This is a genomic window from Streptomyces sp. R818 (assembly GCF_056172735.1).
Map to the genome: position 1 here is coordinate 128544 of NZ_JAOCNE010000001.1, position 24509 is coordinate 153052.

General features: G+C 70.4%; 27 protein-coding genes. 7 read left to right on the forward strand and 20 right to left on the reverse strand.

Annotated features, from left to right (window positions below; genetic code table 11):
* Positions 1-169: 169 nt before the first annotated feature.
* Complete coding sequence (gene rpsB / locus N5I75_RS00520; RefSeq protein ID WP_476673102.1) at positions 170-1072, reverse strand: 30S ribosomal protein S2; 903 nt, start codon at positions 1070-1072, stop codon at positions 170-172.
* A gap of 286 nt (positions 1073-1358) precedes the next feature.
* On the opposite strand from rpsB, the gene N5I75_RS00525 reads away from it, so the two are divergent.
* Positions 1359-2048 carry a murein hydrolase activator EnvC family protein gene (locus N5I75_RS00525; protein WP_476673104.1) on the forward strand — a complete coding sequence of 230 codons (690 nt, stop codon included), beginning with the start codon at positions 1359-1361 and terminating at the stop codon, positions 2046-2048.
* A 115-nt stretch (positions 2049-2163) separates the two neighbouring features.
* On the opposite strand, the gene N5I75_RS00530 is transcribed toward N5I75_RS00525, so the two are convergent.
* The 18 genes from N5I75_RS00530 to proS all read right to left on the reverse strand — a co-directional run bounded on the left by N5I75_RS00530 (position 2164) and on the right by proS (position 16985).
* Positions 2164-2721 carry a TetR/AcrR family transcriptional regulator gene (locus N5I75_RS00530; protein ID WP_476673106.1) on the reverse strand — a complete coding sequence of 186 codons (558 nt, stop codon included), beginning with the start codon at positions 2719-2721 and terminating at the stop codon, positions 2164-2166.
* Positions 2722-2856: 135 nt separating this feature from the next.
* A complete protein-coding gene (gene whiG / locus N5I75_RS00535) occupies positions 2857-3699 on the reverse strand; it encodes an RNA polymerase sigma factor WhiG (protein WP_394429933.1) in 843 nt (280 codons plus the stop codon).
* 364 nt (positions 3700-4063) lie between these two features.
* On the reverse strand, positions 4064-5245 hold the full coding sequence (dprA, locus tag N5I75_RS00540; protein WP_476673108.1) for a DNA-processing protein DprA: 1182 nt from the start codon (positions 5243-5245) through the stop codon (positions 4064-4066).
* Positions 5242-6861 carry a YifB family Mg chelatase-like AAA ATPase gene (locus N5I75_RS00545; protein ID WP_476673110.1) on the reverse strand — a complete coding sequence of 540 codons (1620 nt, stop codon included), beginning with the start codon at positions 6859-6861 and terminating at the stop codon, positions 5242-5244. The genes dprA and N5I75_RS00545 overlap by 4 nt, the downstream gene beginning before the upstream one ends.
* The gene (locus tag N5I75_RS00550) at positions 6861-7238 is read right to left on the reverse strand and encodes a YraN family protein (RefSeq protein ID WP_476673112.1); all 378 of its coding nucleotides are present in this window, start codon (positions 7236-7238) and stop codon (positions 6861-6863) included. The genes N5I75_RS00545 and N5I75_RS00550 overlap by 1 nt, the downstream gene beginning before the upstream one ends.
* Positions 7239-7365: 127 nt before the next feature.
* Positions 7366-7674 carry a DUF2469 domain-containing protein gene (locus tag N5I75_RS00555; RefSeq protein WP_005311352.1) on the reverse strand — a complete coding sequence of 103 codons (309 nt, stop codon included), beginning with the start codon at positions 7672-7674 and terminating at the stop codon, positions 7366-7368.
* 55 nt (positions 7675-7729) lie between these two features.
* Positions 7730-8242 (reverse strand): NUDIX hydrolase, encoded by a 513-nt coding sequence (locus N5I75_RS00560; protein ID WP_476673119.1) that lies wholly within the window; start codon positions 8240-8242, stop codon positions 7730-7732.
* Positions 8235-8975: a signal peptidase I gene (lepB, locus tag N5I75_RS00565; protein WP_476673121.1), complete on the reverse strand. Its 741-nt coding sequence runs from the start codon at positions 8973-8975 to the stop codon at positions 8235-8237. The genes N5I75_RS00560 and lepB (N5I75_RS00565) overlap by 8 nt, the downstream gene beginning before the upstream one ends.
* A gap of 92 nt (positions 8976-9067) precedes the next feature.
* The gene (lepB, locus tag N5I75_RS00570) at positions 9068-9928 is read right to left on the reverse strand and encodes a signal peptidase I (RefSeq protein ID WP_476673123.1); all 861 of its coding nucleotides are present in this window, start codon (positions 9926-9928) and stop codon (positions 9068-9070) included.
* A gap of 4 nt (positions 9929-9932) precedes the next feature.
* Entirely contained in the window at positions 9933-11048 is a 1116-nt protein-coding gene (gene lepB, locus N5I75_RS00575) for a signal peptidase I (protein WP_476673125.1), read from the reverse strand.
* The gene (gene lepB, locus N5I75_RS00580; protein WP_476673127.1) at positions 11041-11745 is read right to left on the reverse strand and encodes a signal peptidase I; all 705 of its coding nucleotides are present in this window, start codon (positions 11743-11745) and stop codon (positions 11041-11043) included. The genes lepB (N5I75_RS00575) and lepB (N5I75_RS00580) overlap by 8 nt, the downstream gene beginning before the upstream one ends.
* A 65-nt stretch (positions 11746-11810) precedes the next feature.
* Complete coding sequence (rplS, locus tag N5I75_RS00585) at positions 11811-12161, reverse strand: 50S ribosomal protein L19 (RefSeq protein ID WP_015657568.1); 351 nt, start codon at positions 12159-12161, stop codon at positions 11811-11813.
* A gap of 132 nt (positions 12162-12293) precedes the next feature.
* Positions 12294-13115 carry a tRNA (guanosine(37)-N1)-methyltransferase TrmD gene (trmD, locus tag N5I75_RS00590; RefSeq protein ID WP_476673129.1) on the reverse strand — a complete coding sequence of 274 codons (822 nt, stop codon included), beginning with the start codon at positions 13113-13115 and terminating at the stop codon, positions 12294-12296.
* Positions 13112-13702 (reverse strand): ribosome maturation factor RimM, encoded by a 591-nt coding sequence (rimM, locus tag N5I75_RS00595; RefSeq protein ID WP_476673131.1) that lies wholly within the window; start codon positions 13700-13702, stop codon positions 13112-13114. Before rimM ends, trmD begins: the two co-directional genes overlap by 4 nt.
* Before the next feature lie 136 nt (positions 13703-13838).
* Positions 13839-14078, reverse strand: a complete 240-nt coding sequence (locus N5I75_RS00600) for an RNA-binding protein (protein ID WP_324767399.1) — start codon at positions 14076-14078, stop codon at positions 13839-13841.
* Between the two features lie 2 nt (positions 14079-14080).
* Positions 14081-14503, reverse strand: coding sequence for a 30S ribosomal protein S16 (gene rpsP, locus N5I75_RS00605; RefSeq protein ID WP_476673134.1), 423 nt, complete (start codon positions 14501-14503; stop codon positions 14081-14083).
* A 210-nt stretch (positions 14504-14713) separates the two neighbouring features.
* Complete coding sequence (locus N5I75_RS00610) at positions 14714-15310, reverse strand: hypothetical protein (RefSeq protein WP_476673136.1); 597 nt, start codon at positions 15308-15310, stop codon at positions 14714-14716.
* Positions 15311-15569: 259 nt separating this feature from the next.
* Positions 15570-16985: a proline--tRNA ligase gene (gene proS, locus N5I75_RS00615; protein WP_476673138.1), complete on the reverse strand. Its 1416-nt coding sequence runs from the start codon at positions 16983-16985 to the stop codon at positions 15570-15572.
* 256 nt (positions 16986-17241) lie between these two features.
* Here proS and N5I75_RS00620 point away from each other — a divergent pair, with 256 nt between their 5' ends.
* The gene (locus N5I75_RS00620; RefSeq protein WP_476673140.1) at positions 17242-18102 is read left to right on the forward strand and encodes an SAM-dependent methyltransferase; all 861 of its coding nucleotides are present in this window, start codon (positions 17242-17244) and stop codon (positions 18100-18102) included.
* A 14-nt stretch (positions 18103-18116) separates the two neighbouring features.
* Here N5I75_RS00620 and ftsH read toward each other — a convergent pair whose 3' ends face one another.
* Positions 18117-20057, reverse strand: a complete 1941-nt coding sequence (ftsH, locus tag N5I75_RS00625) for an ATP-dependent zinc metalloprotease FtsH (protein WP_476673142.1) — start codon at positions 20055-20057, stop codon at positions 18117-18119.
* Between the two features lie 101 nt (positions 20058-20158).
* Here ftsH and yhfZ point away from each other — a divergent pair, with 101 nt between their 5' ends.
* From yhfZ to N5I75_RS00650, 5 genes are all read left to right on the forward strand, one after another.
* A complete protein-coding gene (gene yhfZ, locus N5I75_RS00630) occupies positions 20159-21103 on the forward strand; it encodes a GntR family transcriptional regulator YhfZ (RefSeq protein WP_476673144.1) in 945 nt (314 codons plus the stop codon).
* A 94-nt stretch (positions 21104-21197) separates the two neighbouring features.
* Positions 21198-21572: a PRD domain-containing protein gene (locus N5I75_RS00635; RefSeq protein WP_476673146.1), complete on the forward strand. Its 375-nt coding sequence runs from the start codon at positions 21198-21200 to the stop codon at positions 21570-21572.
* A gap of 44 nt (positions 21573-21616) precedes the next feature.
* The gene (locus N5I75_RS00640; protein WP_476673148.1) at positions 21617-21973 is read left to right on the forward strand and encodes a DUF2620 domain-containing protein; all 357 of its coding nucleotides are present in this window, start codon (positions 21617-21619) and stop codon (positions 21971-21973) included.
* A 16-nt stretch (positions 21974-21989) separates the two neighbouring features.
* Positions 21990-23336 carry a YhfT family protein gene (locus N5I75_RS00645; RefSeq protein WP_476673150.1) on the forward strand — a complete coding sequence of 449 codons (1347 nt, stop codon included), beginning with the start codon at positions 21990-21992 and terminating at the stop codon, positions 23334-23336.
* Positions 23337-23560: 224 nt separating this feature from the next.
* Entirely contained in the window at positions 23561-24508 is a 948-nt protein-coding gene (locus tag N5I75_RS00650) for a phosphotriesterase family protein (protein WP_476673152.1), read from the forward strand.
* Position 24509: the final 1 nt, after the last annotated feature.

A 24509-nucleotide genomic window follows, 5' to 3' on the forward strand; every position in this document is an offset into this window, starting at 1 on the left:
TCTCTCTACGAAGTCTGCGAAGTCTGAGCGGTCTGAGAGGTCTGAGAGGTCTGAAGAATCTGAGACGTCTCAGACGCCTGAAGAGGTCACGGGGGACGGCGGGGGCCGCTCGTGGCTGGCCCCCGCCGTCACCTCATGAAACCGGTGAGGACACCGGTACCCGTACGGGTCAGGCCTGCTCGGCCTCGGCGGCCGGAGCCTCGGCGGCGGGCGCCTCGGCAGCGGGGGCCTCAGCGGCGGGCGCCTCGGCGGCCGGGGCCTCCGCGTTGTCGCCGGTCTTCTCGTCGGCCTTCTTCTCGCCCTCGAGCAGGTCGCGCTCCCACTCGGCGAGCGGCTCGGCGGCGGCCTTCTCGCCCGGCTTCTGGTCGCCGGTCGCGGCGCCGGAGCGGGCGATGAGGCCCTCGGCGACGGCGTCGGCGATCACGCGGGTGAGCAGGGTGACGGAGCGGATCGCGTCGTCGTTGCCCGGGATCTTGTAGTCGACCTCGTCGGGGTCACAGTTCGTGTCGAGGATCGCGACGACCGGGATGTTGAGCTTCCGGGCCTCGCCGACAGCGATGTGCTCCTTCTTGGTGTCCACGATCCAGACGGCGCTGGGGACCTTGGACATCTCGCGGATACCACCGAGGGTCTTCTCCAGCTTGGCCTTCTCGCGCGAGAGCACGAGAAGCTCCTTCTTGGTGAGACCCGACGCGGCGACGTCCTCGAAGTCGATCTGCTCGAGCTCCTTGAGGCGCTGCAGACGCTTGTAGACGGTCGAGAAGTTGGTGAGCATGCCGCCCAGCCAGCGCTGGTTCACGTAGGGCATGCCGACGCGGGTCGCCTGCTCGGCGATGGCCTCCTGCGCCTGCTTCTTCGTGCCGACGAACATGACCGTGCCGCCGTGGGCGACGGTCTCCTTGACGAACTCGTAGGCGCGGTCGATGTACGACAGCGACTGGAGCAGGTCGATGATGTAGATGCCGTTGCGCTCCGTGAAGATGAAGCGCTTCATCTTCGGGTTCCAACGACGGGTCTGGTGACCGAAGTGGACGCCGCTCTCCAGCAGCTCCCGCATCGTGACGACGGCCATGGCCGTACTCCTTGTGTTTTCTCGGTTGTTTCCTGACGCCCCGCTCGCGCCTGCCGCGTACGTGAGTACGGGACCGAAGGACGCTTGACACGAAGCCTTTGCGGGCCGGTGTCGGGGCGTGCGAAGTCGATCCGGTGGCCCGGATCGCCACATGAAGTGTACGGGACCCGCGAGGTGGGGGGTGACGCCGCTGTCCACAACCGACCGGTAGTCCACGTTTCCCGGCCATGATCCCCCGAGAACGCGCTGTTCCGGAAGGGTGCCGACCATGAGGAAACTACACAGCGTGACGCTCCCGCTGCTGCTGTCCGCGTTGCTGTCTCTGCTGCTGTCTCTGCTGCTTCCGTGGCCCTTCGCTTCCGGCGCTTCCGTCGCGTACGCGGCCGGCCGCGCGGGCGGGTCATCGCCGCGGTCCGTCTGGCCGGTGGGGGACGGTCCCCCTCCCCCGGTCGTACGAGCCTGGTCCCCACCGGCGACGCCCTACGGCCCGGGCCACCGCGGCGTCGACCTGGCGGCCCCGATCGACGCGCCGGTGCGGGCGGTGGCGGCGGGCCGCGTCTCGTTCGCGGGCGAGGTCGCGGGCCGTGGCGTGGTGTCGGTGGACCTGGCCCGCACGGGCGACCCCCCGCTGCGCACCACCTACGAACCGGTGACAGCCCTGCTGAAAGAGGGCGCCCGCGTCGCCCCGGGCGCAGTGATCGCCACGCTGCAACTCCCGACGGGCCACTGCCCTGCCTCGTCCCCGTCGTGCCTGCACTGGGGCCTGAGAAGGGGCACGACGTACCTGAACCCCTTGTCCCTACTGGACCCGTCGTCGGGGTTGGGCGGGGAGAGGGTGAGGCTGCTGCCGGTCTGGGGGTTCCCGGCGGCGAACTTCACGACGGACTTCACGACGGACGTCACCGGGCGGGGTGAATCCGGGCAGATCCATGGCTCGGCTGGGCAGGCGCACACGACGCACGCGCGGCCCGGCTGAGCCGGCGCGGACGACGCACGCGCGGCCCGGCTGAGCCCGGCTGAGCCGGCTCCGGCCGCCGGGGCGCAACCCCGGCCCCGCCGAACACCGGCCGCCGAGCACGGCCCAGCGCCGACTAGCCCTGAACACCCCGCAGCGCCATCCGCACGGCCGCGTCCACGATCACGTCCGGTTCCTCCGCCGCACCGAGTTCGATGCGGCGGACCGCCGCGTCCACGACGCCCTGGAGCAGCATCGCGGCGAGCCGGGGCTGGTCGTGCCCCATGTCCGCGAGCGCCTCGACGATCATGGCGACGAGGCCGCCGTGCGCGGCGCGGATCTTCTCCCGGGCCCCCGCGTCCAGCTCACTCGCCGAGATGGCCACCACGGCCCGGTGCCGCCGGTCGCCGACCAGGGTCAGCTGCTCGCGGACGTAGGCCTCGACCTTGCCCTCGGGCGTCGCGGCCCGCGCCATCGCGTCCTCGACCTCGGCGGCCCACACCGGGAAGTCGACCTCGCACAGCTCCTCGACGACCGCCGCGCGGGACTTGAAGTACTCGTACACGGAGGACCGCGCGAGCCCCGTCCGCTCCGCGAGCGCGGGGAACGTCAGCGCTTCCGTCCCCCCTTCGGACAGCAGGGAACGCGCCGCGTCCAGGAGGGCGCCGCGCTGCATCGACCGGTGCTCGGCCACAGAGGCCGCTCGAATCCTTGGCACAGCTCCACTTTACGGACGCGCCGCCCGGGACGGGAGTCGCACGGGCCACCCGGCGCCCCGAACGGACACGAATCCGGCAGGGACGATTCGCCTCCAGGATGCGACGGCGGCTCAGCGCCCGAACGCGGCCAGCTTCGCCCGCAGCTGCAGCACCGACTTCGTGTGGATCTGGCTGACCCGGCTCTCCGTCACCCCGAGCACATTGCCGATCTCCGCCAGCGTGAGGCCCTCGTAGTAGTAGAGCGTGACCACGGTCTTCTCCCGCTCGGGCAGCGTATTGATCGCCCGCGCCAGGAACCTGCGAAGCTCCCGGTCCTCGGCGACCTCCACCGGATTGTCCGCCGCCCGGTCCTCGAGGGTGTCCATGAGGCTGAGCCGGTCCCCGCCCTCGCCCCCGACGTGCAGCAACTCCTCGAGGGCCACCACGTTCGCCAGCGACAACTGGCTGAAAACGGCGTGCAGTTCCTCCAGCGCGACCCCCATCTCGGCGGCGACCTCGCTCTCCGAGGGGCTGCGCCGCAGCTTGGCCTCGAGCGTCGCGTAGGCCCGCTCCACATTGCGCGCCTTCTGCCGCACGGACCGCGGGATCCAGTCCAGGGCCCGCAGCTCGTCGATCATCGCGCCGCGGATCCGGGTGATGGCGTACGTCTCGAACTTGATCTCGCGGTCGATGTCGAACTTCTCGATCGCGTCGATCAGCCCGAAGACCCCGGACGAGACGAAGTCGGCCTGTTCGACGTTGGGCGGAAGCCCCACACTGACCCGGCCCGCGACGTACTTCACCAGCGGCGAGTAGTGCAGGATCAGCTGCTCGCGCAGCCGCTCGTCACCGGTCGCCTTGTACGACCTCCACAGCTCCTCGAGGGAGGAGGGAGCCGGAGGCCGCACGCTGGAGCCGCGGGCGGCGGGGGGTACCGCCGCCGCCCGGTCGGATCCGGAGATGTGCTGTGGCATGCGCCGCCTTGTGCCGTTCTGCTGCCTGCCGACGGAGTCGGCGAGGGTCGCTGGGATCGCTGCTGTCGCTGAGGTCGCTTCGCTGCTGAAGATGGAGTGATGCCCGTCTGATGGTGACTGCTGCCGAACCGCCTGCCTGATTCCGCATTGGGGGGACGAACCCGAATCCTGGTGAGCGTAGCGTGACTGGAGTGTCGCAGTGTGCGAAGGGTGTGGGTTCGTACGCGCGCAGATACGTTCCGTTGGGGGACTTGCGCGGACCCTTCGGTTGCTGTCCGTGACCGGGGCGTGTCGCCAACTGCCGGTACTGTCAAGGTCGTCGGGGTGTCATCCGGACGGCTCAATACGCTGCGTCAGGAGAGCGTCAGGGCGCACCTCCGTCCGGAAACACCGGGCGGTTCGCCTGGCGTGTCAACTGCCAGCCGTCGCCCTGTCGTTCGACGAACCCCAAAGAGCGCAGTTCGTACAACCTCCCGATCGCGTCGTCCGCACTGGCTTCCGCTTCCCTGCTGATGTCCGCCACGGTGTGCGTCCCGCGCGCGGGCAGTGCGGCGAGCACCCGCGCCGTGGCCGGCGGCAGCAGGTCGCGCGGCAGCACGGGCCCGCGCCGCTCGGGCGCCAGCTCCCCCATGTCACCGATCAGCTCGATCACTTCCGCGGCATCGGTGACAAGGACGCCTTCCTTGCGCAGCAGCTCGTGCACCCCGGAGGAGACACCGCTCGTCACCGGGCCCGGCACCCCCATCGCATGCCGTCCGAGGCGCAGCGCCCAGCGGGCCGTGCCCAGCGCTCCGCTGCGGTAGGCCGCCTCCACGACGACCGTGCCCCGGGTCAACGCGGCGATGACGCGGTTGCGCAGGATGAAGCGGCTCGGCGTCGGATGATCTCCGGGTGGCAACTCGGCGACGACGAGCCCTTGTTCCGCGATCCTGTCGATCAACTGGGTGTGCCCGCGCGGATAGACACGGTCGACCCCGCAGGCCAGGACGGCGACGGTGGCCCCCGAGGCGCCGAGCGCCCCCCGGTGCGCCGCCGCGTCGACCCCGTACGCGCCGCCGGAGACGACGACCCAGCCGCGCTCGGCCAGCCCCGCCCCGAGGCTCGCGCCCATCCGTACGCCGTAGTCCGTGCAGGCCCGTGCGCCCACCACGGCCACCGACCGCAGCGCCCATAGCCGCAGGCTGGGCCCGCCGCGCACCCAGAGCCCGACGGGCCTCTCGTCCCCCAGGTCGTCCAGCCGCCCGGGCCACTCCGCGTCGCCGGGGCACACGAAGCGCGCCCCGCGCCCCGCCGCGCGCGCCAGGTCGCGCTCCGGGGGCGGCGCCGCGCGGGCCCGCGCCACCAGCCCCGCCCAGCGCTCGGCCCGTACCCCGGGCAGCGACGGCGGGGCGTCCGCTCCCTCCTCGGCCTCGTCGATCCGCCGTACCGTCTCCACCGGCCCGAACTCCCTGAGCCAGCGGCCCGCCACCTCCCAGCCGGGCTCCACGATCCGGGTCAGCCGCGCCCGCGCGAGCCGCACCGCCTCGGGGGCGCTCGGGGCCGTCACGAGGCCGTGCCGATCGTCATGGGGACCCCGCGCGAGATCCCGGTCCGCAGCTGCAGCGCGAGCGCCACGTCCTGGGCGAAGGGCCGCTCCCGCCCCGCGAGGTCGGCCACGGTCCAGGCGACCCGCAGGACCCGGTCGAGGCCGCGGGCGGTGAGGAAGCCGCGCTCCAGGTCCAGTTCGGCCTCGTCCAGGGCGCCGGGTGCGGTGGGCCACCTCGTGCGCAGGGCGTGCCCCGGCACCTCGCTGTTGGTCCGCCACGGCGTGTCCGTGAGCCGTGCCACCGCCCGCTCCCGGGCCTCCCTCACCCGGTCGGCGACGACCTGGGTGCTCTCCCCGCGCGGCCCGTACCCGGCGAGTTCGTTGCGGGTGACGGCGTCGACCTCGACCCGCAGGTCGACCCGGTCGAGGAGCGGCCCGGAGAGCCGTGCCTGGTAGCGCCGCACGGTGGCGGGCGGGCAGTCGCACTCACCGCCGAGGGCGCGGTACTGCCCGCAAGGACAGGGATTCGCGGCGAGCACCATCAGGAAGCGCGCGGGCAGCCGCACCACCCCGGCGCTGCGGGCGATGACCACATGCCCGGCTTCGAGCGGCTGGCGCAGAGCGTCGAGCGCCCGGCCGCTGAACTCGGGCGCCTCGTCCAGGAACAAGACCCCTCTGTGGGACAGGGACACCGCTCCAGGACGCGCCACCCCGGGCCCGCCGCCCACGAGGGACTGCATGGTCGCCGAGTGGTGCGGTGCGCAGTACGGCGCGGTGTCGATCATCGACTTGCCCGGCGGCAGCATCCCCGCCACCGAGTGGATCGCCGTGACCTCCAGGGACTCCCCACGGGTGAGCGGCGGAAGGACGGCGGGAAGCCGCTCGGCGAGCATCGTCTTCCCGGCGCCGGGCGGGCCCGACAGCATCAGGTGGTGCCCGCCCGCGGCGGCGACCTCGATCGCGGTCCGTGCCGAGATCTGGCCCACGACATCGGCCAGGTCGAGCCCGTGCCCGTCCGCCGGCGGTCCGCCGAGCCCGGTGCCCGCGCCGCCTCCCGGCATGCTGAGGCCCGAGAGCATCGGGTCGGGGCGGCCACGCTCCTCCGGCTCCTCGTCCGGCACGGGCTCGTCGGTGAGCACGGCGATGAGCTGGCGCAGGCTGCGGACCCCGAGCACGGAGACGCCCGGCACCAGCGCCGCCTCGCCCGCCGTGCATTCGGGGACGACCACCTGCTCGTACCCGGCGTCGGCCGCGGCGAGGACGGCCGGCAGGACGCCGCGCACCGGTCGCACCCGCCCGTCGAGCCCCAGCTCTCCGATCATCACGATGTCGGAGAGGACCCGCGGATCGATCCGCTCGGCGGCGCCGAGCACGGCGCACGCGACGGCTAGATCGAAACCCGAGCCGCCCTTCGGCACGGAGGCGGGGCTGAGCCCGACCGTCAGCTTCTTCTGCGGCCAGTCCGCCCCGGAGTTGACGACCGCGGCCCGCACCCGGTCCCGGCTCTCGATGAGGCTCTTGTCAGGCAGGCCCACGAGCGTGAAAGCGGCGATGCCCGGCTCCAGGTCGGCCTGCACCTCGACGACGACGCCCTCGACACCGACCAGGGCCACGGAACACGTACGCGCGAACCCCATCAGGTCACCCCGCGCACGTGCTCGACGCGAGGGGCCCCGCGCTCCTGGAGCACCACCCCGACCACATCGATCCGGACGCCTCCGGGTGGCGCTCCCCCGTGCTCCTGCACCCAGCGCTCCGCGAGGTCGCGCAGACGCCGGGCCTTGATCGGGGTGATCGCGGCCATGGGGTGCTCGAAGGCGTCACCCGCCGCGCCGCGTCCCTTGCGGGTCTTGACCTCGCAGACGACGATCGCGTCGCCGTCCCGGGCGACGATGTCGAGCTCGCCCGTCCGTCCCGCCCGCCAGTTCCGTGCGAGCACTGTCATCCCGGCGTCGGTCAGCCGCCTCGCGGCCAGGTCCTCGCCGTACCTTCCCATCGCGCCCCGTGCGTTCACGTCGGCACCACCTCCGAGACCCACGCTGACGCACGGGCCGCAAGGAAGTGGATCTAGGTGAACTACTCACGGGTTGTGGAAAACCCCGCCACCCGCCCGAGCGACTGATTCGCGGGTATCGCCGGTCTCAGCTGCCCGGAAGCTCCAGATCGCTCTTGTTAAGCTCCTCAATGTTCACGTCCTTGAACGTGAGCACACGCACCTGCTTCACGAACCGCGCCGGCCGGTACATGTCCCAGACCCACGCGTCCGCCATCGACACCTCGAAGAACACCTCGCCCTGGACCGAGTGCACCTGCATCTCGTAGTCGTTGGTGAGGTAGAAACGCCGCTCGGTCTCGATCACGTATTTGAACAGCCCGACGACGTCGCGGTACTCCCGGTAGAGCTTCAGCTCCATCTCGGTCTCGTACTTCTCGAGGTCCTCGGCGCTCATGGCATGTTCCCCTTCAGCCGTGCGTCCCCCCATTGTGCGCCAGCCTCTGCAGCCTCTAGACGATTTCCGTGTCCAGGACCAGCGGCCGGCCAGGGGGACCGTCGTCGAGCAATCGGTTCAGCAGCTCGGCGAGTCTGGTCGGATACACCGTCTCATGCGCGTCGGCCAACTCCCGGTACGTCCACCAACGCGCTCCGGCGACGCTGCGTCGTTCCAGGTCGGTCAGGCCTGTCCCGTGCAGCTCGGGCAGCACGTCCGCCGTGGTGGTCGTGCGCGCCAGGAAGTACCACTCGTCCTGGTCCCAGCGGCGCCCGTCGAACGGGAACGAGCAGGTCCGCTGCCACAGCACGGGCCCGAGCTCCACGTCGGTGATGCCGGTCTCCTCCGCCAGTTCCCGCAGCGCCGCCTGTTCACGCGTCTCGTCGCCCTCCACGCCGCCTCCCGGCGTGAACCACCAGTCGTCGCTCCGGTCGCCGGGCTCGTGTCCGTGCAGCAGCAGGACACGGTCGTCCCGGTCGAGCAGGACGACGCGCGCGACCTTGCGCAGTTCGCTCCCCAGCTCAGGCACGGGCCGGCTCCGCGGACCTGGCGCGCGAGCGTCGCGCACGCTGCGCGATCGGGCCGTAGGCCGCACCCACCAGAACGAGGAAGGCGCCCACGACCACCGCGGTCAGCATCAGCTTGAGCGGCCCCGGCTGCGAGATGCCGCCGGGCAGCTCCTCGAAGCCGGTGGGCGTGGGCAGCATGCCGTCCATGGGCCACGCCACCGCGTCGACGCGGCCCTTCACGGCGTCGCGGGCCACCGACCCGTGCTGGATGTCGTCGAGGTGGACGGTGGAGTCCAGGGAGCCGCTGCGCTCGTCGCCGAGGAAGAACAGGCGCCCCTCAGGAACGGTCGTGGACTTGATGCCGGTGATCGAGGCGCTCTGACCGCCCTGCAGATACGGTTCTTCGATCTTCTCGCCATTGACGGTGAGCTTGCCGTCCGTGCAGCAGGCGACCCGGTCGCCGCCGATGCCGACGACGCGCTTGACCAGCGGCATGTCGCCCCAGCTCTTGTCCTGGAAGACGACGACGTCACCGCGCTTGATCTCGCTGCCGTCGACGCGCTCCGCGAGGACCCGGTCGCCCGCGCCGATCGTCGGCGACATCGAGTCGGTGGGCACCGTGTAGGGCTGGTAGACCACGGCGCCCCAGACGAATCCGCCGAGGAACAGCACACAGCCGAGGGCCACGGCTATGCCCGACAGCACGCTGTCGGCCCGGCCGTGGCCCTCGCTCGTACGACGTGTCCCGCTCATCCCAGTTGCTCCCCGCGTCGGAGAATTCGACCTGCCCGGTCCGGCCCCTGAGCGGCACGGACCTCGGAAGATCGGCGATCTGGGACGGCACCCTACCCGGCGGTACCGGTCCCAGAAACCCTGGTGTTCCCCTCGGCGAGACGCTTGTTGATCTTGCGTCGGCGCAACAGGACCAGCGGCACCGCGCCCGCGAGGCCGAGTGCGCCCGGGGCCGCACTCGCCGCCGCGTTGATCCCCGGCTGGTCGAAGGTGTCCGGCACCGGCAGCGTCGACCAGTGCGTGGGCGGCCAGGCGACGACGATGGCCCGGCCCACGACGTTGTCCACCGGCACGAAGCCCTGGTTCTTGTCGCTCTGGTGGTACCGGGAGTCCATCGAGTCCTGGCGGTGGTCGCCCATGACCCAAACTTTGCCTTCCGGAACCTTCACCTTGAACGTTCCGCCCGCGTTGTCCGCGCTGCACGGGGTGTTGCCCGCGTACACGTACGGCTCACTGAGCGCCTTGCCGTTCACCTTGAGCGGGCCCGTGCCGTTGCACTCGACGGTGTCGCCGCCGACGCCCACGACGCGCTTGATGAGGTCCTTCTCGTCCGCGGACGGCATCAGGCCGACCCAGCTGAGGACCTGCTGGATCGCGTTCGGCTCCGCCGTCGGCTCACCCTCGAGCCACTTGGCCGGGTCGTGGAAGACGATGACCTCGCCGCGCTCCGGCTCCGAGCCGAACCACGGGGTCAGTTTGTCGACGAGCACCCGGTCGCCGATCTGCAGCGTGTTCTCCATCGAGGCCGAGGGGATCGAGAACGCCTGCACCAGGAACGTCTTGATCACCAGGGCGAGAACCAGCGCGATGACGACGAGGAGCGGCAGCTCCTTCCAGAAGGAGCGGGGCTTCTTCTCCTTGCTCGCGACCTCGTCGCTGCCGGATCCCGAGCCCTCGGCGGGTGTCGGCTCCATGGCGTCACCGTCCTCGGGAAGGCGGTCCGTCACGGCCGGACTCGCCGCGTCGTCGGATCGCCCGGGCTGCTCCTCGGGTCCATGCCCTGACCGTGCGCCGACCGCCAAGTCCCCCACATCCACTCCTCACTCCGTGCCGCTGCCTGATCCCTACGCGATGCAGGCCCACCATTCCCATAACGAGCGGGAGTTCCGCAGGGGTCGGGAGGGGGATCAATCCGTCCGAATTCGATGTCCTCGAACTCGGTGCGGAGCTGTTCGCGACGTCCAGCCTATGTGACGTACCGGCGGCCGCCGCCGACCCGTCGCCATGCGCGTCGGCCACCGCCGCGAACGTGTCCGGTTCATCGAGCCCCGACCAGTGCCCCACGGGCCACACGATCCAGCGGGCGCGGCCCACCACGGAATCCTCGGAGACGGTGCCGTTGAACTTGTCCGTCAGGTGGAAGCGCGAGTCCGCGGAGTTCGCGCGGTGGTCGCCCATCATGAACAACCGCCCCTCGGGCACCTTCACCGAGAAGGTGAACTTGGAGGGAGCGTTGCCCGGGTGAATGTACGCGGACTCGTTCAGCGGAACGCCGTTGACCGTGACCCTGCCTTGCTCGTCGCAGCACTTCACGGTGTCGCCGCCGACGCCGACGACCCGCTTGATGAGGTCGCGCTCGTCGTCGGAGGGCAGCAGCCCGATCCAGGTCAGGCCGGTCTTGATCTGCTTGATCCCGACGGGGGTGTCCTCCGTCGGACCGGTCTCCTGCTCCAGCCACTTCCCCGGGTCCCGGAAGACGACGACGTCACCACGGTGCACCTCCGCGCCGAACCAGGGCGTGAGCTTGTCCACGACGACCCGGTCACCGATCTTGATCGTCTGCTCCATGGAGCCCGACGGGATGACGAAGGCCTGGACGAGGAACGTCTTCAGGACGAGGGCGATGAGCAGGGCCACGCCTATGAGGAGCGGTATCTCCTTGATCGCCGAGCGCCTTCTGCGCCGCTTCACCTTGCGGGCGAGCTTGCGCCGCTCGGCCCGGCCGCGCGGCGGCTGACCGCTGGTGGGCCGGCTCCCGGTGGGGAGTTGCTCGTCCGGGTCGTGGCCGTCACGGACCTTGCCGCGCCTACCCATGGGCACCGCCGGGTGCGGGCACGCGCGCGTAGACGTCCGTACGCGACAAGGAGCGCCAGTGTCCGAACGGCCAGGCGATCCACTGGGCCTTGCCGATCACCTGGCCGACGGGGACGAACCCGCCGCCCGGGGCGCCGAGGTAGTCACGCGAGTCCCGGGAGTCGCCGCGATGGTCGCCGAGCAGGAAGAGGGTGCCCTCGGGCACCTCGATGTCGAACGGCACCTCCGAAGCGGCGTCTCCCGCGTGCAGCAGGGAGCGCTCGTCCACGGACTGGCCGTTCACCTCGATCCTCCCCTTGCTGTCGCAGCAGACCACATGGTCGCCCCCCGTACCGACGACGCGTTTGACGTAGTCGGCGTTCCCGAAGTACCCGCTGCCGTCGAACACGACCACGTCCCCGCGGCCGGGCTCGGCACCGAAACGGTACGCCAACTTGTTTACGAGAACGCGGTCCCCGACCCTCAACGTGCTCTCCATGGAGCTGCTGGGGATCTGGAAGGGCTGCATCACGAAGACACCGAAAGCGAGCAGCAGGGCGACGCACGCGAGGAGCGTCAAGGTGACGCGTCCGCCGGGCAGCCAGGCGGTGAGTCCGGACAGCAAAGAGGAGCGCGACCGGTCCTCCTCGCCCGCCGAGGTGTCCTTCGAGGGCTGGGAGGAGCGGTCGCGCTCCACAGGCTGTGCTTCGGTGTCCATCGAGACCGGATGGTATCCGGCCGCGCTGTGACGCCGTCCGCGAGAGGTGCTCTCGCGGCGCGAGATCAGTTCTCGCGCTTCTCCTTGATCTTGGCGGCCTTGCCGCGCAGCTCGCGCAGGTAGTACAGCTTGGCGCGGCGGACGTCACCCTTGGTAACGAGCTCGATCTTCTCGACGATCGGCGTGTGCACCGGGAAGGTGCGCTCGACGCCGACGGAGAAGGAGACCTTGCGGACCGTGAAGGTCTCGCGGACACCGGCGCCCTGGCGGCGGATGACTACGCCCTTGAACTGCTGCACACGGGAGCGGTTGCCCTCGATGACGCGGACGTGGACGTTGACGGTGTCACCCGGGCGGAAGGCCGGGAGGTCGCTGCGGAGCGACGCGGCGTCGACGGAGTCGAGCAGGTGAGACATGATCGTCTGCTTTCTTCACCGATGCCACAGGTCATCGGTGGGAGGTATGCGATGAGTTTCGGTAGCTGATCGCGTCGGGCCTGACGTCGTTCCCCCTGTGGCAGGGGCGCCGGCTGGACGTACAGCAGCGGCCTATTCTTCCACGGCCTCGGGCGTTGGCCCAAATCGTCCGTCGGGGCCCGGCCGCCACCCCAGGATCGAGAGCATCTCCCGGTCCTTCTTGTCGAAGGCCTTCGGGTCGGTGCGCTCCACGAGGTCGGGCCTGTTGCGCACGGTGCGGCGCAGCGCCTCGTCGCGGCGCCAGCGCGCGATCTTGCCGTGGTGGCCGCTGAGCAGCACGTCGGGAATGTCCCGGCCGCGCCACTGGGGCGGCTTGGTGTAGACGGGTCCTTCGAGGAGGTTGGCCATGGCGCCGGGCGCGAAGGAGTCGTCCTGGTGCGAGGCGGCGTTGCCGAGCACGCCGGGCAGCAGACGGGCGACCGCCTCCGTGATCACCAGCACGGCGGCCTCTCCGCCCGCGAGGACGTAGTCGCCGATGGAGATCTCGTAGACCGGCATACGGGTCGCGTACTCGTCGATGACGCGGCGGTCGATGCCCTCGTAGCGCGCGGGCGTGAAGACCAGCCAGGGGCGCTCGGAGAGCTCGACGGCGAGTTCCTGGGTGAAGGGGCGTCCACTGGGCGTGGGGACGACCAGGACGGGCCCTCGCGCCCCGTTCTCGTACCCGTCCGCCAGGACGTCGTCGAGCGCCTCGCCCCAGGGCTCGGTCTTCATGACCATGCCGGGGCCGCCGCCGTAGGGGGTGTCGTCGACCGTGTTGTGCCGGTCGTGGGTCCACCCCCGCAGGTCGTGCAGGTGGACGTCGAGCTGCCCACGCGCGCGTGCCTTGCCGACGAGCGAGACGTTCAGCGGGTCGAGGTACTCGGGGAAGATCGTGACGACGTCGAGCCTCATGCGGACTCGTCCCCGGCACGCTCGGCGTCGTCGTCGGCGTCGGCGTCATCGGCGTCGCGGCTGGAGACGATCTCCGCGCGGTCGTCGATGAGGCCGGGCGGCGGCGTGATGACCGCCTTCTGCTCCTCGAGGTCGATCTCGGTGACGATCTCCTCGACGAACGGGATCATGACCTCGGTGCCGTCGGGCCGCTCCACGATGAACAGGTCCTGCGAGGGCAGGTGCGAGATCTCGGTGATGCGGCCCACCTCGGTGCCGTCGGCCGTGACGACGTCGAGGTCCATGAGCTGGTGGTCGTAGAACTCGTCCGGGTCCTCCGGCAGCTCCTCCGGGTCGACCTCGGCGATCAGGAGGGTGTTGCGCAGCGCCTCCGCACCGGTCCGGTCGCGCACGCCCGCGAAGCGCAGCAGCAGCCGGCCGCTGTGGACGCGGCCGGACTCGATGGTGAGCGGTCCGGTGGCGGCGGGGTCGGTGGCGAGCACCGCGCCGGGGCCGAGCCGCAGCTCGGGCTCGTCGGTGCGCACCTCGATGGTGACCTCACCCTTGATGCCGTGGGCGCGGCCGATGCGCCCGACTACCAACTGCACGGTCGGTGACTCTCCTGTCATGCCTGTCGTACGACGGGGCCGGCCGAAGGACCGGCGGGACGGCCGAGGCCGTCAACGACTACGGGCCGGGGACGGCTCGAAAGCCCTCCCCGGCCCGAGCCGGTGTTCAACTTCGTCAGCGAGCCTGGTCGACGTCGACGAGGTCGACGCGGACACCGCGGCCGCCGATGGCGCCCACGACAGTACGCAGAGCACGCGCGGTGCGGCCGTTGCGGCCGATCACCTTCCCGAGGTCGTCCGGGTGGACCCGGACCTCGAGCACGCGCCCACGACGCAGGTTGCGCGAGGCGACCTGCACATCGTCGGGGTTGTCGACAATGCCCTTCACGAGGTGCTCAAGAGCCTCCTCGAGCATGCTCAGGCCTCGGTCGACTCGGACGAGGCGTCAGCGGCCTCGTCCTTCTTCTCAGCCTTCTTCTTCTGGGTGATGGCCTCACCCTTGGGCTCGTCGGCCGTGGCGAGCGCCTCGAAGGAGGGGCGGGCCTGCTTCGGCTCGGCGACCTTCAGCGGCTCCGGGGCGGGCAGACCCTTGTGCTTCTGCCAGTCGCCGGTGAGCTTCAGGATGGCCATGACGGGCTCGGTCGGCTGCGCGCCGACGCTCAGCCAGTACTGCGCGCGGTCCGAGTCGACCTCGATGCGCGACGGGTTCTGCACCGGGTGGTACAGACCGATCTCCTCGATGGCCCGGCCGTCACGGCGGGTACGGGAGTCGGCGACGACGATGCGGTAGTGAGGCGAACGGATCTTGCCCAGACGCTTCAGCTTGATCTTGACTGCCACGGAAGTGGTGTCTCCTGGTCTTGACGTGGGTGGGCACGGCGAGATTGCCGCGTGGGGTTGCGGTACCCGAGTGCCCGATGGACGCGTCAGCCGGAGGAGAGAGGGGTCCTGTGCGACTGTCGAGTACAGCTAGCCATTGTGCCACACCTCGCCGGGGCGGCCGAACCCTCCCCCGGGTGCTCACGGCCGCCCTCACCAGTCGCCTCGCCGTCACCCCACGGCGGCTCCGACGACCTCCGGGATGCGGAACGGCTTGCCGCAGCCGCCGCACATGATCGGCGCCTGGGCGAGCACCGACGGTACGACGCGGACATTGCGGCCGCAGTCGCAGACCGCCTTGACGCGGACGCCGCCTCCGGAGGATCCGTGCCGGGCGGCCGGGCCGCGGAAGCTGCGCTTGGTGTCGGCGGCGGTCGCGACGGTGTGCGCCTTGAGGGCGCGGTGCAGCCGCTCGATCGTCTGCCGGTAGCGCTGCTTGGCGTCGGGGTTGAGCGTGACCAGGGAGAAGCCGCTGCTGGGATGCGGCTCCTCAGGATGGTCGAGGCCCAACTCCTCGGCGATGGCCAGGAATCTGCGGTTGTGATACCGGCCGGCGCGCGAGGTGTCGCGGATTCCGCGCGCGGCGGCGATGCCGTGGACTGCCTCATGGAGGAGTCGCTCGAAGGAGAGCTCGTGCCCGCAGGCGGACGACGACTCCCCGATCAGGGATTCGGGCGCGGCAAGATCCGGCAGTTCGGGGTGGTGCCGCTGAATGTCGGCCCACGCCCCTGCCAGCTCTGCGGCGAGAACAGGTGGTGTCGTGCTCACGTCGTGACAACGAGCCGGGGTACCTCTGTGTTCCTATTCCGGGGCATCCCAAATATTTTGCACGTACCAGTCAGTCGTCGCTCATGCATCCGGACGAGGGCGGGTGCGCTGATCTGCGGAGAAGCCGCACAGCTCGCACCAAGGTGGTGCGTAGCAACGCGTACGCTCCGGCGCGTAGGTGGCCTGTTCGCGCCGGGGCGTACGTATCGGTCCGGTGCGCAAGAGACGTTTCGGCCTCTTCCGCGCGACTGAAGGTGGCTCAGTAGGCGCGCGCCACGATCGCGACGTTACCGGGTGCGTCGTCCGCGTCCGGCACCGACCCGTCCGCGGCGAGCAGACAGCGTACGGAGACGCCGTGCTCGGCGAGGGCCGCCTCGCCCTCCTCGCCGAGCGTCGCCCACGGGATGCGGGCCCAGCCGCCCGCGAGGGCCGCCTCGACCGCTTCGTCGAAGGTCGCGGCCTCGCTCGTACGGTCCTCGCGGCGTCGGCGCGACTGGGCCAGGAGCAGCGCCTGGTCCTCCTCGAGGACGGCGGGGAGCAGCCCGGCCAGGACGTCGACGGGCACGGCCTCCTTGCCGCCCGGGATGCGGCGGGCGAGCATCGCGGTGCCGTTCTCCAGGTCGCGGGGTCCGATCTCGATCCGTACGGGGACGCCTTTCAGCTCCCAGTCGACCGCGCGGCGGCCGAAGGGGATGTCCGTGCGGTCGTCGATCCGCACCCGGACGCCGGCCGCCTTGAGGGCGTCGCCGATCTCGCGGACCTTGGCGATCACCGCGTCGTCGCCCTTGATGGCGAGGACCACGACCTGGAAGGGCGCGAGCCGGGGCGGCACGCGCAGTCCGTCGTCGTCGCCGTGCATCATCACCAGCGCGCCGATCATGCGGGTGGTCGAGCCCCAGGAGGTCTGCCAGACAAGTTCCTGCTTGCCCTCCCTGGACAGGTACTGGGTGTGGAACGCCTTGGCGAAGTTCTGGCCGAGTTCATGGCTGGTGCCCATCTGGAGGGCCTTGCCGTCGCCCATCATTCCTTCGAGCGTGAGCGTGTTGATCGCGCCCGCGAAGCGTTCCTTGGCCGTCTTGCGGCCGAGCACGACATCCATCGCTAGCACGTTTTCCATGAAGTCGGCGTAAACGTGCCGGTGGATGCGTGCCGCGAAGTCACGCGCCCCCTCGTATGTCGCGTGCGCCGTGTGGCCTTCCTGCCAGAGGAATTCCGTCGTCCGCAGGAACAGCCGGGGGCGCATTTCCCAGCGCACCACGTTGGCCCATTGGTTGATGAGAAGGGGGAGGTCCCGGTAGCTCTGGATCCACTTGGCGAAATAGTCGTTGACGATCATTTCCGAGGTGGGGCGGACGACGGCGGGCTCCTCCAGCTCCTTGCCGCCGCCGTGCGTGACCACGGCCAGTTCGGGCGCGAACCCCTCGACGTGGTCGGCCTCCCTGGCGAGATAGGACTGCGGGATCAGGAGCGGGAAATAGGCGTTCTGCGTGCCTGTTTCCTTGATACGGGCGTCCATGTCCTGCTGCATCCGCTCCCACAGGCCGTAGCCGTACGGTCGGATGACCATCGTGCCGCGCGCCGGTCCGTTCTCGGCCAGTTCGGCCTTGGAGACGAGGTCCTGGTACCAGCGCGGAAAGTCTTCCGCCCGGGGCGTGAGAACAGGTGCTTTGGCCATGGCGCGCATGCTACGGCGCGGGTCCTGGCGTACTCGAATCCTTTTCGCCCGGTTGCCGCGCCCGGCCCCCGGCCGCGACCGGGGGGCGCACGACGGAGCACGCGTGCATTGTCGGCACGCCTGCCCGACACCCCCTAGACGTGACGGACGATGCGGAGTTCTCTGGCTTACGGGGGGAGAGCGAGCAGCGCGCGAAATCGGTTCACACACCACAGCGACAACTCTCGGCATCTCTCGTTGGATTGGGGCACTTTCGATGACACCTACGCTCGTGCGGCGACACCTTTCCCACGCGGACCCCGCGCCGCGCGTGGACCTGTGCGCACGCGCGCGTGACTGGTCGGAGATCCAGGAGCGCATGCTGGTCCCCGTCTACGAAGCGGTGTACGAGCGGCTCGAGGTCGGCTCGGGCACCCGGCTCCTGGGACTCGACTGCGGTACCGGCCTCGCCCTGCTCATGGCCGCCTCGCGCGGCGCCGCCGTGACAGGCGTCGAACCCGCCGAACCCGAACGGCTCGCGCTCGCCCGCGACCGGCTGCTGCCCGCCGCCGGGGAAGGGTCCGCGCCTCGCGCCCTGCGGCTCACGGACGGCGGCGAGGACGGCATGAGCGTCGCCGAGCCCGGCGACCCTCCGTACAACCTCGTCACCGCCTTCCAGCCGATCGGCTGCACGGCCGGGGACTCGGCGGGTCTGTCGGCGCTCCTGGAGCGCGTCGCGCCGCTGGCGGAGCGGCGTGCCGCCGTGGTGCTCGTCGGCTGGGGCCCGCCGGAGCGCTGCGCCTCGTCGGCGGTGCTGCGGGTGGCCACGAAGCTCTCCGACCCGTGCGGCACGGGCAGTTGGCGGCCCGCGCTGCGGGACGACCTGGAGGACGTCGCTCAACGCGCCGGACTGCGGCCCGACGGTTCGGGTCGCGTGGCGTGCCCGTTCGGGTACGCCGACGCGGAGAGCGCGGTGCGCGGCCTGCTGTCCACGGGGTTGTTCGACGCGGCGGTGAGTGCGACGGATCTGGCGCAAGTGGACAAGGAGGTGACGGAGGCGCTGCAGCCGTATGTGCGCAAGGACGGCACCGTGTGGATGCCCAATGTCTTCCGTTACCTGATCGCGCGTACGCCCTGAGTCGTAGGGCGTCATCAGTCCTTGCCGAGGCGGGCGATGCCGGCGACCCGGTAGGCGTCCGCCTCTTCGAGGGTCTCGTTCTCCAGGAGGGCGCCGGCCAGGGCGTCCAGCCTGGCTCGGTTCTCGCGCAAGGTGTCGCACGCCTCCTGGTAGCACTCGTCGACGATGCGGCGCATCTCGCGGTCGATCGTGTCGAGCGTGTCGGGGGCGGCGGCCAGGCCGTAGGTCTGCTGGGCGTCGTTCGGCAGGGCGGACAGCCGGCCGACCTTCTCGCTCATGCCCCAGCGGCCGACCATGCCGCGGGCGATGTTGGTGACCTGTTCGAGGTCGTTCTCCGCTCCGGTGGTGACGACGCCGTAGACGACGTGTTCGGCCGCCATGCCGCCGAGGGCGCCGATGATGCGCCCGCGGAGATACTCCTCCGTGTACGCGTACTTGTCGGCGTCCGGGGTGGACAGCGTGACGCCGAGCGCTCTGCCGCGCGGCACGATCGTGATCTTGCGAACCGGGTCTGCGCCGGGCTGGAGCATGCCCAGGAGGGCGTGGCCGCTCTCGTGGTAGGCGGTGCGGCGGCGCTCCTCGTCCGGCATCACCAGCGGCCGTTCCGCGCCGAGCTGCACCTTCTCCAGCGCTTCGGAGAGGTCGGTCTGGGTGACCTGGTCCTGCTTGCGCTTGACGGCGAGGAGGGCGGCCTCGTTGGTGAGGTTGGCGAGTTCCGCGCCGGTCATGCCCGGCGTCGTGCGGGCGACCTGGGCGAGGTCCACGTCGGGGGCGAGCGGGATCTCGCGGGAGTGGATCTTGAGGATGGCCTCGCGGCCGCCCCGGTCGGGCGGCGAGACGGTGACGACGCGGTCGAAGCGTCCCGGCCGGGTGAGGGCGGGGTCGAGGACGTCGGCGCGGTTGGTGGCGGCGATGACGATGACGCCCTCCGAGCCGGTGAAGCCGTCCATCTCGGTGAGGATCTGGTTCAGAGTCTGCTCGCGCTCGTCGTGGCCGCCCATGCCGCTGCCGCCCCCACGCGCGCGGCCGATGGTGTCGATCTCGTCGATGAAGATGATCGACGGGGCGACCTTGCGGGCCTCGGCGAAGAGTTCACGCACGCGTGAGGCGCCGACGCCGACGATCATCTCGATGAACTCCGAGGCGGACGCCGAGAAGAACGGCACCTCCGCCTCACCCGCCACCGCGCGCGCGAGCAGCGTTTTCCCGGTGCCGGGCGGGCCGGCGAGAAGCACACCGCGCGGCATCTTGGCGCCCATCCTGCGGTAGGCCTCGGGGTTCTTGAGGAAGTCGACGACGTCGTTGAGCTCGCCCTCGACCTCGTCGATGCCGGCGACGTCCTCGAAGGTGGTGCGCTTCTTCCCGGCCTCCAGTTCGACCGGCTTGGGCGGCTGTTTGCGGCCGAGCATGCCGCCCGCGCCGCCCATGCCCTGGCTCATGCGCCGCGCGATGAAGATCCACAGGAAGACCAGGAGCAGCATCGGGGCGAGCGAGATGAGCAGGTTGGACAGGAAGCTGCGCTCCTGGACGACGGGTTCGGCGGTCACGACGACGTCGTGCTTCTCCAGGTTGGCCCAGAGGTCGTCGTCGGCGAAGGAGGGCCGTTGCGTCGTGAACTTCGTGTAATTCTTCTTGCCGCCGTCGCTGTCGTCGGGGGTGGGCTGCTCCTTCTTGAGCTGGCCCTGGATCGCGTCACCCTTGGCGTAGATCTTGGTGACATTGTCGTTCGCGACCTGCCTGCTGAACTCCGTGTAGGAGATGGTCGGCTCGTCCCCCTGGTTGAAGAACGACAGCACCAGGTTGGCGATGAGGTAGACGACCAGGGCCGTCAGGATGAGTCCGCCCCAGCCGCCGGGCATCTTGCGCTTGGGCGACTGCGGGGGCGGTGGCGGTGGCGCGCCTTCGGAGCGCCAGGGCTGATCGGTCCGGTCGCGCGGGGGTACGGGGTTCGCCACGCCTCTTCTCCTCCGCCCGCTGCGTCCTTGGATCCTGCGCCTATGACCGCACAGATCCGGACCCCTTGCCAGTATCCAGAATCCTGGTTACTGTCTGGTTTGTGAACGGTTTCGACGAGCGCTTCCTTACGCGCAACGGCCTGGCGGCGCGCCAGCTCGCGGTCCTCCTCATGGGCCACGAGGTGGACACGCGGCTGCCGCGCGTGAAGGACTTCGCCCAGGAGCTGGGGTGCGGGAACGGGACCGTACAGGCGGCATTGCGCCTCCTGGAGGAGGCAGGGGCCATCGCGACCGCCGCCCGGGGCCATCTGGGCACCTTCCTGGTCCGCTCGGACCGCGCCATACTGTGGCGCCTCTCCGGCCTCGGCACCTTGCTGGCCGCTATGCCGCTCCCCTACTCGCGCCGATACGAGGGCCTGGCCACAGGGCTGCGTGCCGCGTTCGAAGCGGCCGGCACGCCCTTCGCGATCACGTTCATGCGTGGCGCGGGCGACCGTACGGCGTCCCTCCTCGAAGGCAAGGTCGACCTGGTGGTCCTGTCGCGCTTCGCGGCCGACGGGCTGGTCGAGCAGCACAAGGACCAGCTGGCGCTCGTCGCCGACCTGGGTCCCGCCACGTACGTGGGCGCACACGGCTTCCTGGTGCGCGACGGAGTCTCCCTGGACGACCCCGGCCTGCGGGTCGCGGTCGACCACGCCTCGGAGGACCAGCGCGTGCTGGCCGAGCGCGCCTTCGCCGGACGCGACGACGTCCAGTGGGTCGAGTCGTCCTACATGCAGCTGCGCGACCTGTTCGCGCAGAAGCAGGCCGACGCCACCGTCTGGAACCTCGACGAGGTGCAGGGCCGGCTCGGCATGGAGGTGGACGTGCTGCCGCTCGGCGACGAGGTCACGCGCGACCTGGCGCTGCGCAACTCCAGTGCGGCGATCATCGGCAGGACCGAGCGCGCGAAGGCACTGTCCGCGGTCCGCGACGCCCTGGACCTCTCCCAGGTGGCACAACTGCAGTCCGAAGTCGTGCGGGGCGAGCGCATCCCCTCGTACTGACGCCCCTACGCGAACCGTTCGGAACAAGGCCCCCCGGGCCTTCCCCTCGGCTCAAAATCCAAAATCCCGGTTACTGTCTCGATTGGGAGGTCCCATGGATGACCAACTAGCGCTCCGCATCCGGCTGTTCCAGGAGGGCGGCCAGGTCGGGCCCGAGGTCGCCGCGTTCGTGACCACCGAGCTCGCGGCCCTCGAGAACGAGGGGAACACCGTCACCGAGGAGAGCGCCGGGATGCTGACCAGCCATCTGATGATGGCGCTCACCCGGCTCGTGGACGGCGCCCCGATCGAGCAGTTCCTCACGGACGACCAGGTCGCCGCCGAACTCGCCGACCATCCCGACGCCGTGACGCGCGCCCGGCTCCTCGCGGCACGCGCGCGTGCCGCGTTCGGCCGGACCCTGCCCGAGTCCGAGATCAACTTCCTGGCCATGCACCTCGCCGTCCTGGCGCAGCAGCCCGCCCGCTGAGCCCGACCCCGGGCCGTCCGGGCCCCAGAAAGAAGGAACCAGACATGACGAAGATCCTCACCGGCGGCGTCGGCAAGGTCGAAGTGGCCGACACGGTCAAGGGGCTGGGTCTCGACGGCGTCGAGGTCGTCGTCTCCAGCGACATGGACGCGGCGATGAAGCTGCGCGCCGGCCAGGCCGACTACTTCCTGGGCACCTGCCACACCGGCGCCGGAGCCTCCCTCGGCGTGCTCGTCGGCCTGATGGGACAGCCCGCCTGCCACACCTTCGGGCGTGGCGTACCGACCGAGGAGGAGGTCGGCGCCCTCCTCGCGGACGGCAAGAAGGTGTTCGGCTTCTCCATGGACCAGATCGACCGGATCGCCCCGCTGCTCGCGCGGGCGATCGCGGCTCGCTCGTAGCCGCGTAGGACACACCATGAACACAGCCACGGGCACCGTCATCGCCGCCGGTGCAGACCTCGACTTCAGCCTCGCGCAGCAGCTCACCGTGATCGCCCTGTGCGCGCTGACCGCGTTCATCTCGCACATGGCACTCGCCGTCTTCAACGACGGCGTGCGCCCCTTCATGCTCGACTTCATCCAGGGGCGGTCCACCCGCAGCGCCACCACGGCGGTCTCCTTCGGCCTGTCGGCCGGGTTCATCTTCGGCCTCGGCGCGCCCATGGCCCTGTCCACGGGCGTCCTCAACCCGTGGCTGGTGTTCCTGCCCACCGACATCCTGGGCATCCTCTCCCCCAAGAAGTGGCTCGCGCCGATCCTGGGCGCGGCCTGGGGCGCGGTCGTCGTCTTCGGCCTGAACGGCGCCAACAACGTGGCGCACGATCTGCCGGTCGACTTCCTGACCGCGATGCAGCAGATGTCGACGCCGATCCTGTTCCTGTTCACGCTGTTCCCGGTGCTCGCCATCACCAAGCAGTTCGGGCGCAAGTGGGGCGGTGTCGCGGGCGTCCTCGAACTCGCCCTGGTCGTCATGACGATGAAGCTGTGGCCGAACGTCTTCGCGGGCGCCATCGCCATGGCCGTCGGCGTCCTGATGCTGATCGGCCTCGCGATCGCCAAGGACCTCAGGCAGCGCAAGGCGGACCGGGCGAACGCCGTGGAGGAGGTCGCCCTCGGTGACGACCCCATGGCGTCCCTGTTCAGCGCGAGCGCGGCGCGCCTTCGCAAGTACCTGCCGCTGTTCATGGTGCTCGGCGCGGGCGTCTGCGTCCTGGCCCAGATGCACATATTCGGCGGCGGCGAGGCGACCAGCTTCCTGATCGCCAAGGGGCAGTACGGGGAGGCGGCCCAGGTCGACTTCTACCGGGTCTTCGGCTTCATCCCGCTGATCGCGACGACGGCCCTGGCCTCCGGCGCGTACGGCATCGCGGGCTTCACGCTCGTCTACCCCATCGGCTACCTGCTGCCGAACCCGTTCCTCGCGGCCGTCGTCGGTGCTCTCGTCTTCGCCGCAGAGGTTCTCGCCCTCTCCTACATCGGCAAGTTCCTCGGCAAGCTGCCGAGCGTGCGCGACTCGTCGGAGCATCTGCGCAGCGCGATCACCGACACGCTGCAACTGGCGATCCTGTTCGGCTCGCTGATGGCGGCGAACGCGATGGGCGCCGGACTCGGCATCCTCGTCGTGGGCGGCCTCTACCTGCTCAACGAGGCGATGGGCCGGCCCGTCGTCCGGATGGCGGCGGCGCCCGCGGCCGTGATCGTCGGCGGCATCCTGCTCAACGTCCTGTACTGGCTCGACCTGTTCACTCCGGTCAAGTCGTGAGGGGTTCGCCAACGGTTCGGTCCCGTCGTTGAGGGGGCGGTTCCCTCAGAACGGGGCCGCCACCACCCGGAGCGCTACGTTCCGTAAAACTCACCCCAGATTTCGTCACTCTACGTGTAACTTTTGCGGAACGCGGACCGTTGAAAGGGGTGAGCGGCCGACGACCAGGGCCGATCGCACCACCCGGGCCGCCGGGGTCAGTTCGCCGGAAAGGAACACCCACCATGCCCACCGCCACCCTCCACACCGTCACGGGACCCCTTTCCCACGAAGCTGTCCGCGGCCCCGCTCTCGCCCACGAGCACCTCGTCCTGAACCTGGACCGCGAGGGCGACGGCGGCGCCGTGCTCCACGCCGAGCGGCACGGTCCGGCCGTCGCCGCCGAACTGGTGGCGCTGCGCGACGAGTTCGCCCTCTCCCTCGTCATAGAGCTGACCTGCCGCGGCATGGGGCGCGACCCGAGCGCGCTCGCCGCGCTCGCGCGAAGGACAGGGGTCGCGGTCGTCGCGGCGACCGGCTGGTACTACGAGCCGTTCCACACTCCGGAGTTGGCGTCGGCGAGCGTGGAGCAGCTCACGGAGAGCCTCGTGCGCGAGATCGAGGGCGGCTTCGGCCCGAGCGGCATCCGGCCCGGTGTCCTCGGCGAGGTCGGCAGCCACGGTGACGTACCGAGCGAACCCGAGACCCGTTCGCTGCGCGCCGCCGCCAGAGCCGCTGTCACCACTGGTCTCTCCGTCGCCACACATGCCCAGCTCGGGCGCGGCGGTCTCGCCCAGCTGGAGCTGCTCACCGCCGAGGGCCTGCCCGCACACCGCGTCTCCGTCGGCCACCAGGACCTCCTGGACGACCCGGGCGTGCACAAGGAGCTGGCGGCGAGCGGCGCGTACGTCGCTTTCGACACCGTCGGCAAGGAGAGCTACCAGAGCGACGACACCCGGCTGCGTCTGGTGCTCGGCCTCATCGAGGCCGGGTACGCCGACCGGGCCCTGCTCAGCTGCGACATCTCCCGCCACGCGTACCTGGAGTCGGAGGGCGGACAGGGGTACGGGCATCTGTTCCGCTCGTTCCTGCCGAAGCTGCGGGCCGCCGGAGTGGACGACGACCTGATCGACCTGATGACCCGGCGCAACCCGCTGCGCTTCCTGACCGGCGCGAGCACGGAGGAGATCTGAC

Bases quoted from the DNA above. Each gene is read 5' to 3' on its own strand.
- rpsB (WP_476673102.1), bottom strand. From the start codon at position 1,072: ATGGCCGTCGTCACGATGCGGGAGCTGCTGGAGAGCGGCGTCCACTTC.
- whiG (WP_394429933.1), bottom strand. From the start codon at position 3,699: ATGCCACAGCACATCTCCGGATCCGACCGGGCGGCGGCGGTACCCCCC.
- N5I75_RS00545 (WP_476673110.1), bottom strand. From the start codon at position 6,861: ATGGGGTTCGCGCGTACGTGTTCCGTGGCCCTGGTCGGTGTCGAGGGC.
- N5I75_RS00555 (WP_005311352.1), bottom strand. From the start codon at position 7,674: ATGAGCGCCGAGGACCTCGAGAAGTACGAGACCGAGATGGAGCTGAAG.
- lepB (WP_476673121.1), bottom strand. From the start codon at position 8,975: ATGAGCGGGACACGTCGTACGAGCGAGGGCCACGGCCGGGCCGACAGC.
- lepB (WP_476673123.1), bottom strand. From the start codon at position 9,928: ATGGAGCCGACACCCGCCGAGGGCTCGGGATCCGGCAGCGACGAGGTC.
- lepB (WP_476673125.1), bottom strand. From the start codon at position 11,048: ATGGGTAGGCGCGGCAAGGTCCGTGACGGCCACGACCCGGACGAGCAA.
- lepB (WP_476673127.1), bottom strand. From the start codon at position 11,745: ATGGACACCGAAGCACAGCCTGTGGAGCGCGACCGCTCCTCCCAGCCC.
- rplS (WP_015657568.1), bottom strand. From the start codon at position 12,161: ATGTCTCACCTGCTCGACTCCGTCGACGCCGCGTCGCTCCGCAGCGAC.
- trmD (WP_476673129.1), bottom strand. From the start codon at position 13,115: ATGAGGCTCGACGTCGTCACGATCTTCCCCGAGTACCTCGACCCGCTG.
- N5I75_RS00600 (WP_324767399.1), bottom strand. From the start codon at position 14,078: ATGCTCGAGGAGGCTCTTGAGCACCTCGTGAAGGGCATTGTCGACAAC.
- proS (WP_476673138.1), bottom strand. From the start codon at position 16,985: ATGGCCAAAGCACCTGTTCTCACGCCCCGGGCGGAAGACTTTCCGCGC.
- N5I75_RS00620 (WP_476673140.1), top strand. From the start codon at position 17,242: ATGACACCTACGCTCGTGCGGCGACACCTTTCCCACGCGGACCCCGCG.
- N5I75_RS00635 (WP_476673146.1), top strand. From the start codon at position 21,198: ATGGATGACCAACTAGCGCTCCGCATCCGGCTGTTCCAGGAGGGCGGC.
- N5I75_RS00640 (WP_476673148.1), top strand. From the start codon at position 21,617: ATGACGAAGATCCTCACCGGCGGCGTCGGCAAGGTCGAAGTGGCCGAC.
- N5I75_RS00645 (WP_476673150.1), top strand. From the start codon at position 21,990: ATGAACACAGCCACGGGCACCGTCATCGCCGCCGGTGCAGACCTCGAC.
- N5I75_RS00650 (WP_476673152.1), top strand. From the start codon at position 23,561: ATGCCCACCGCCACCCTCCACACCGTCACGGGACCCCTTTCCCACGAA.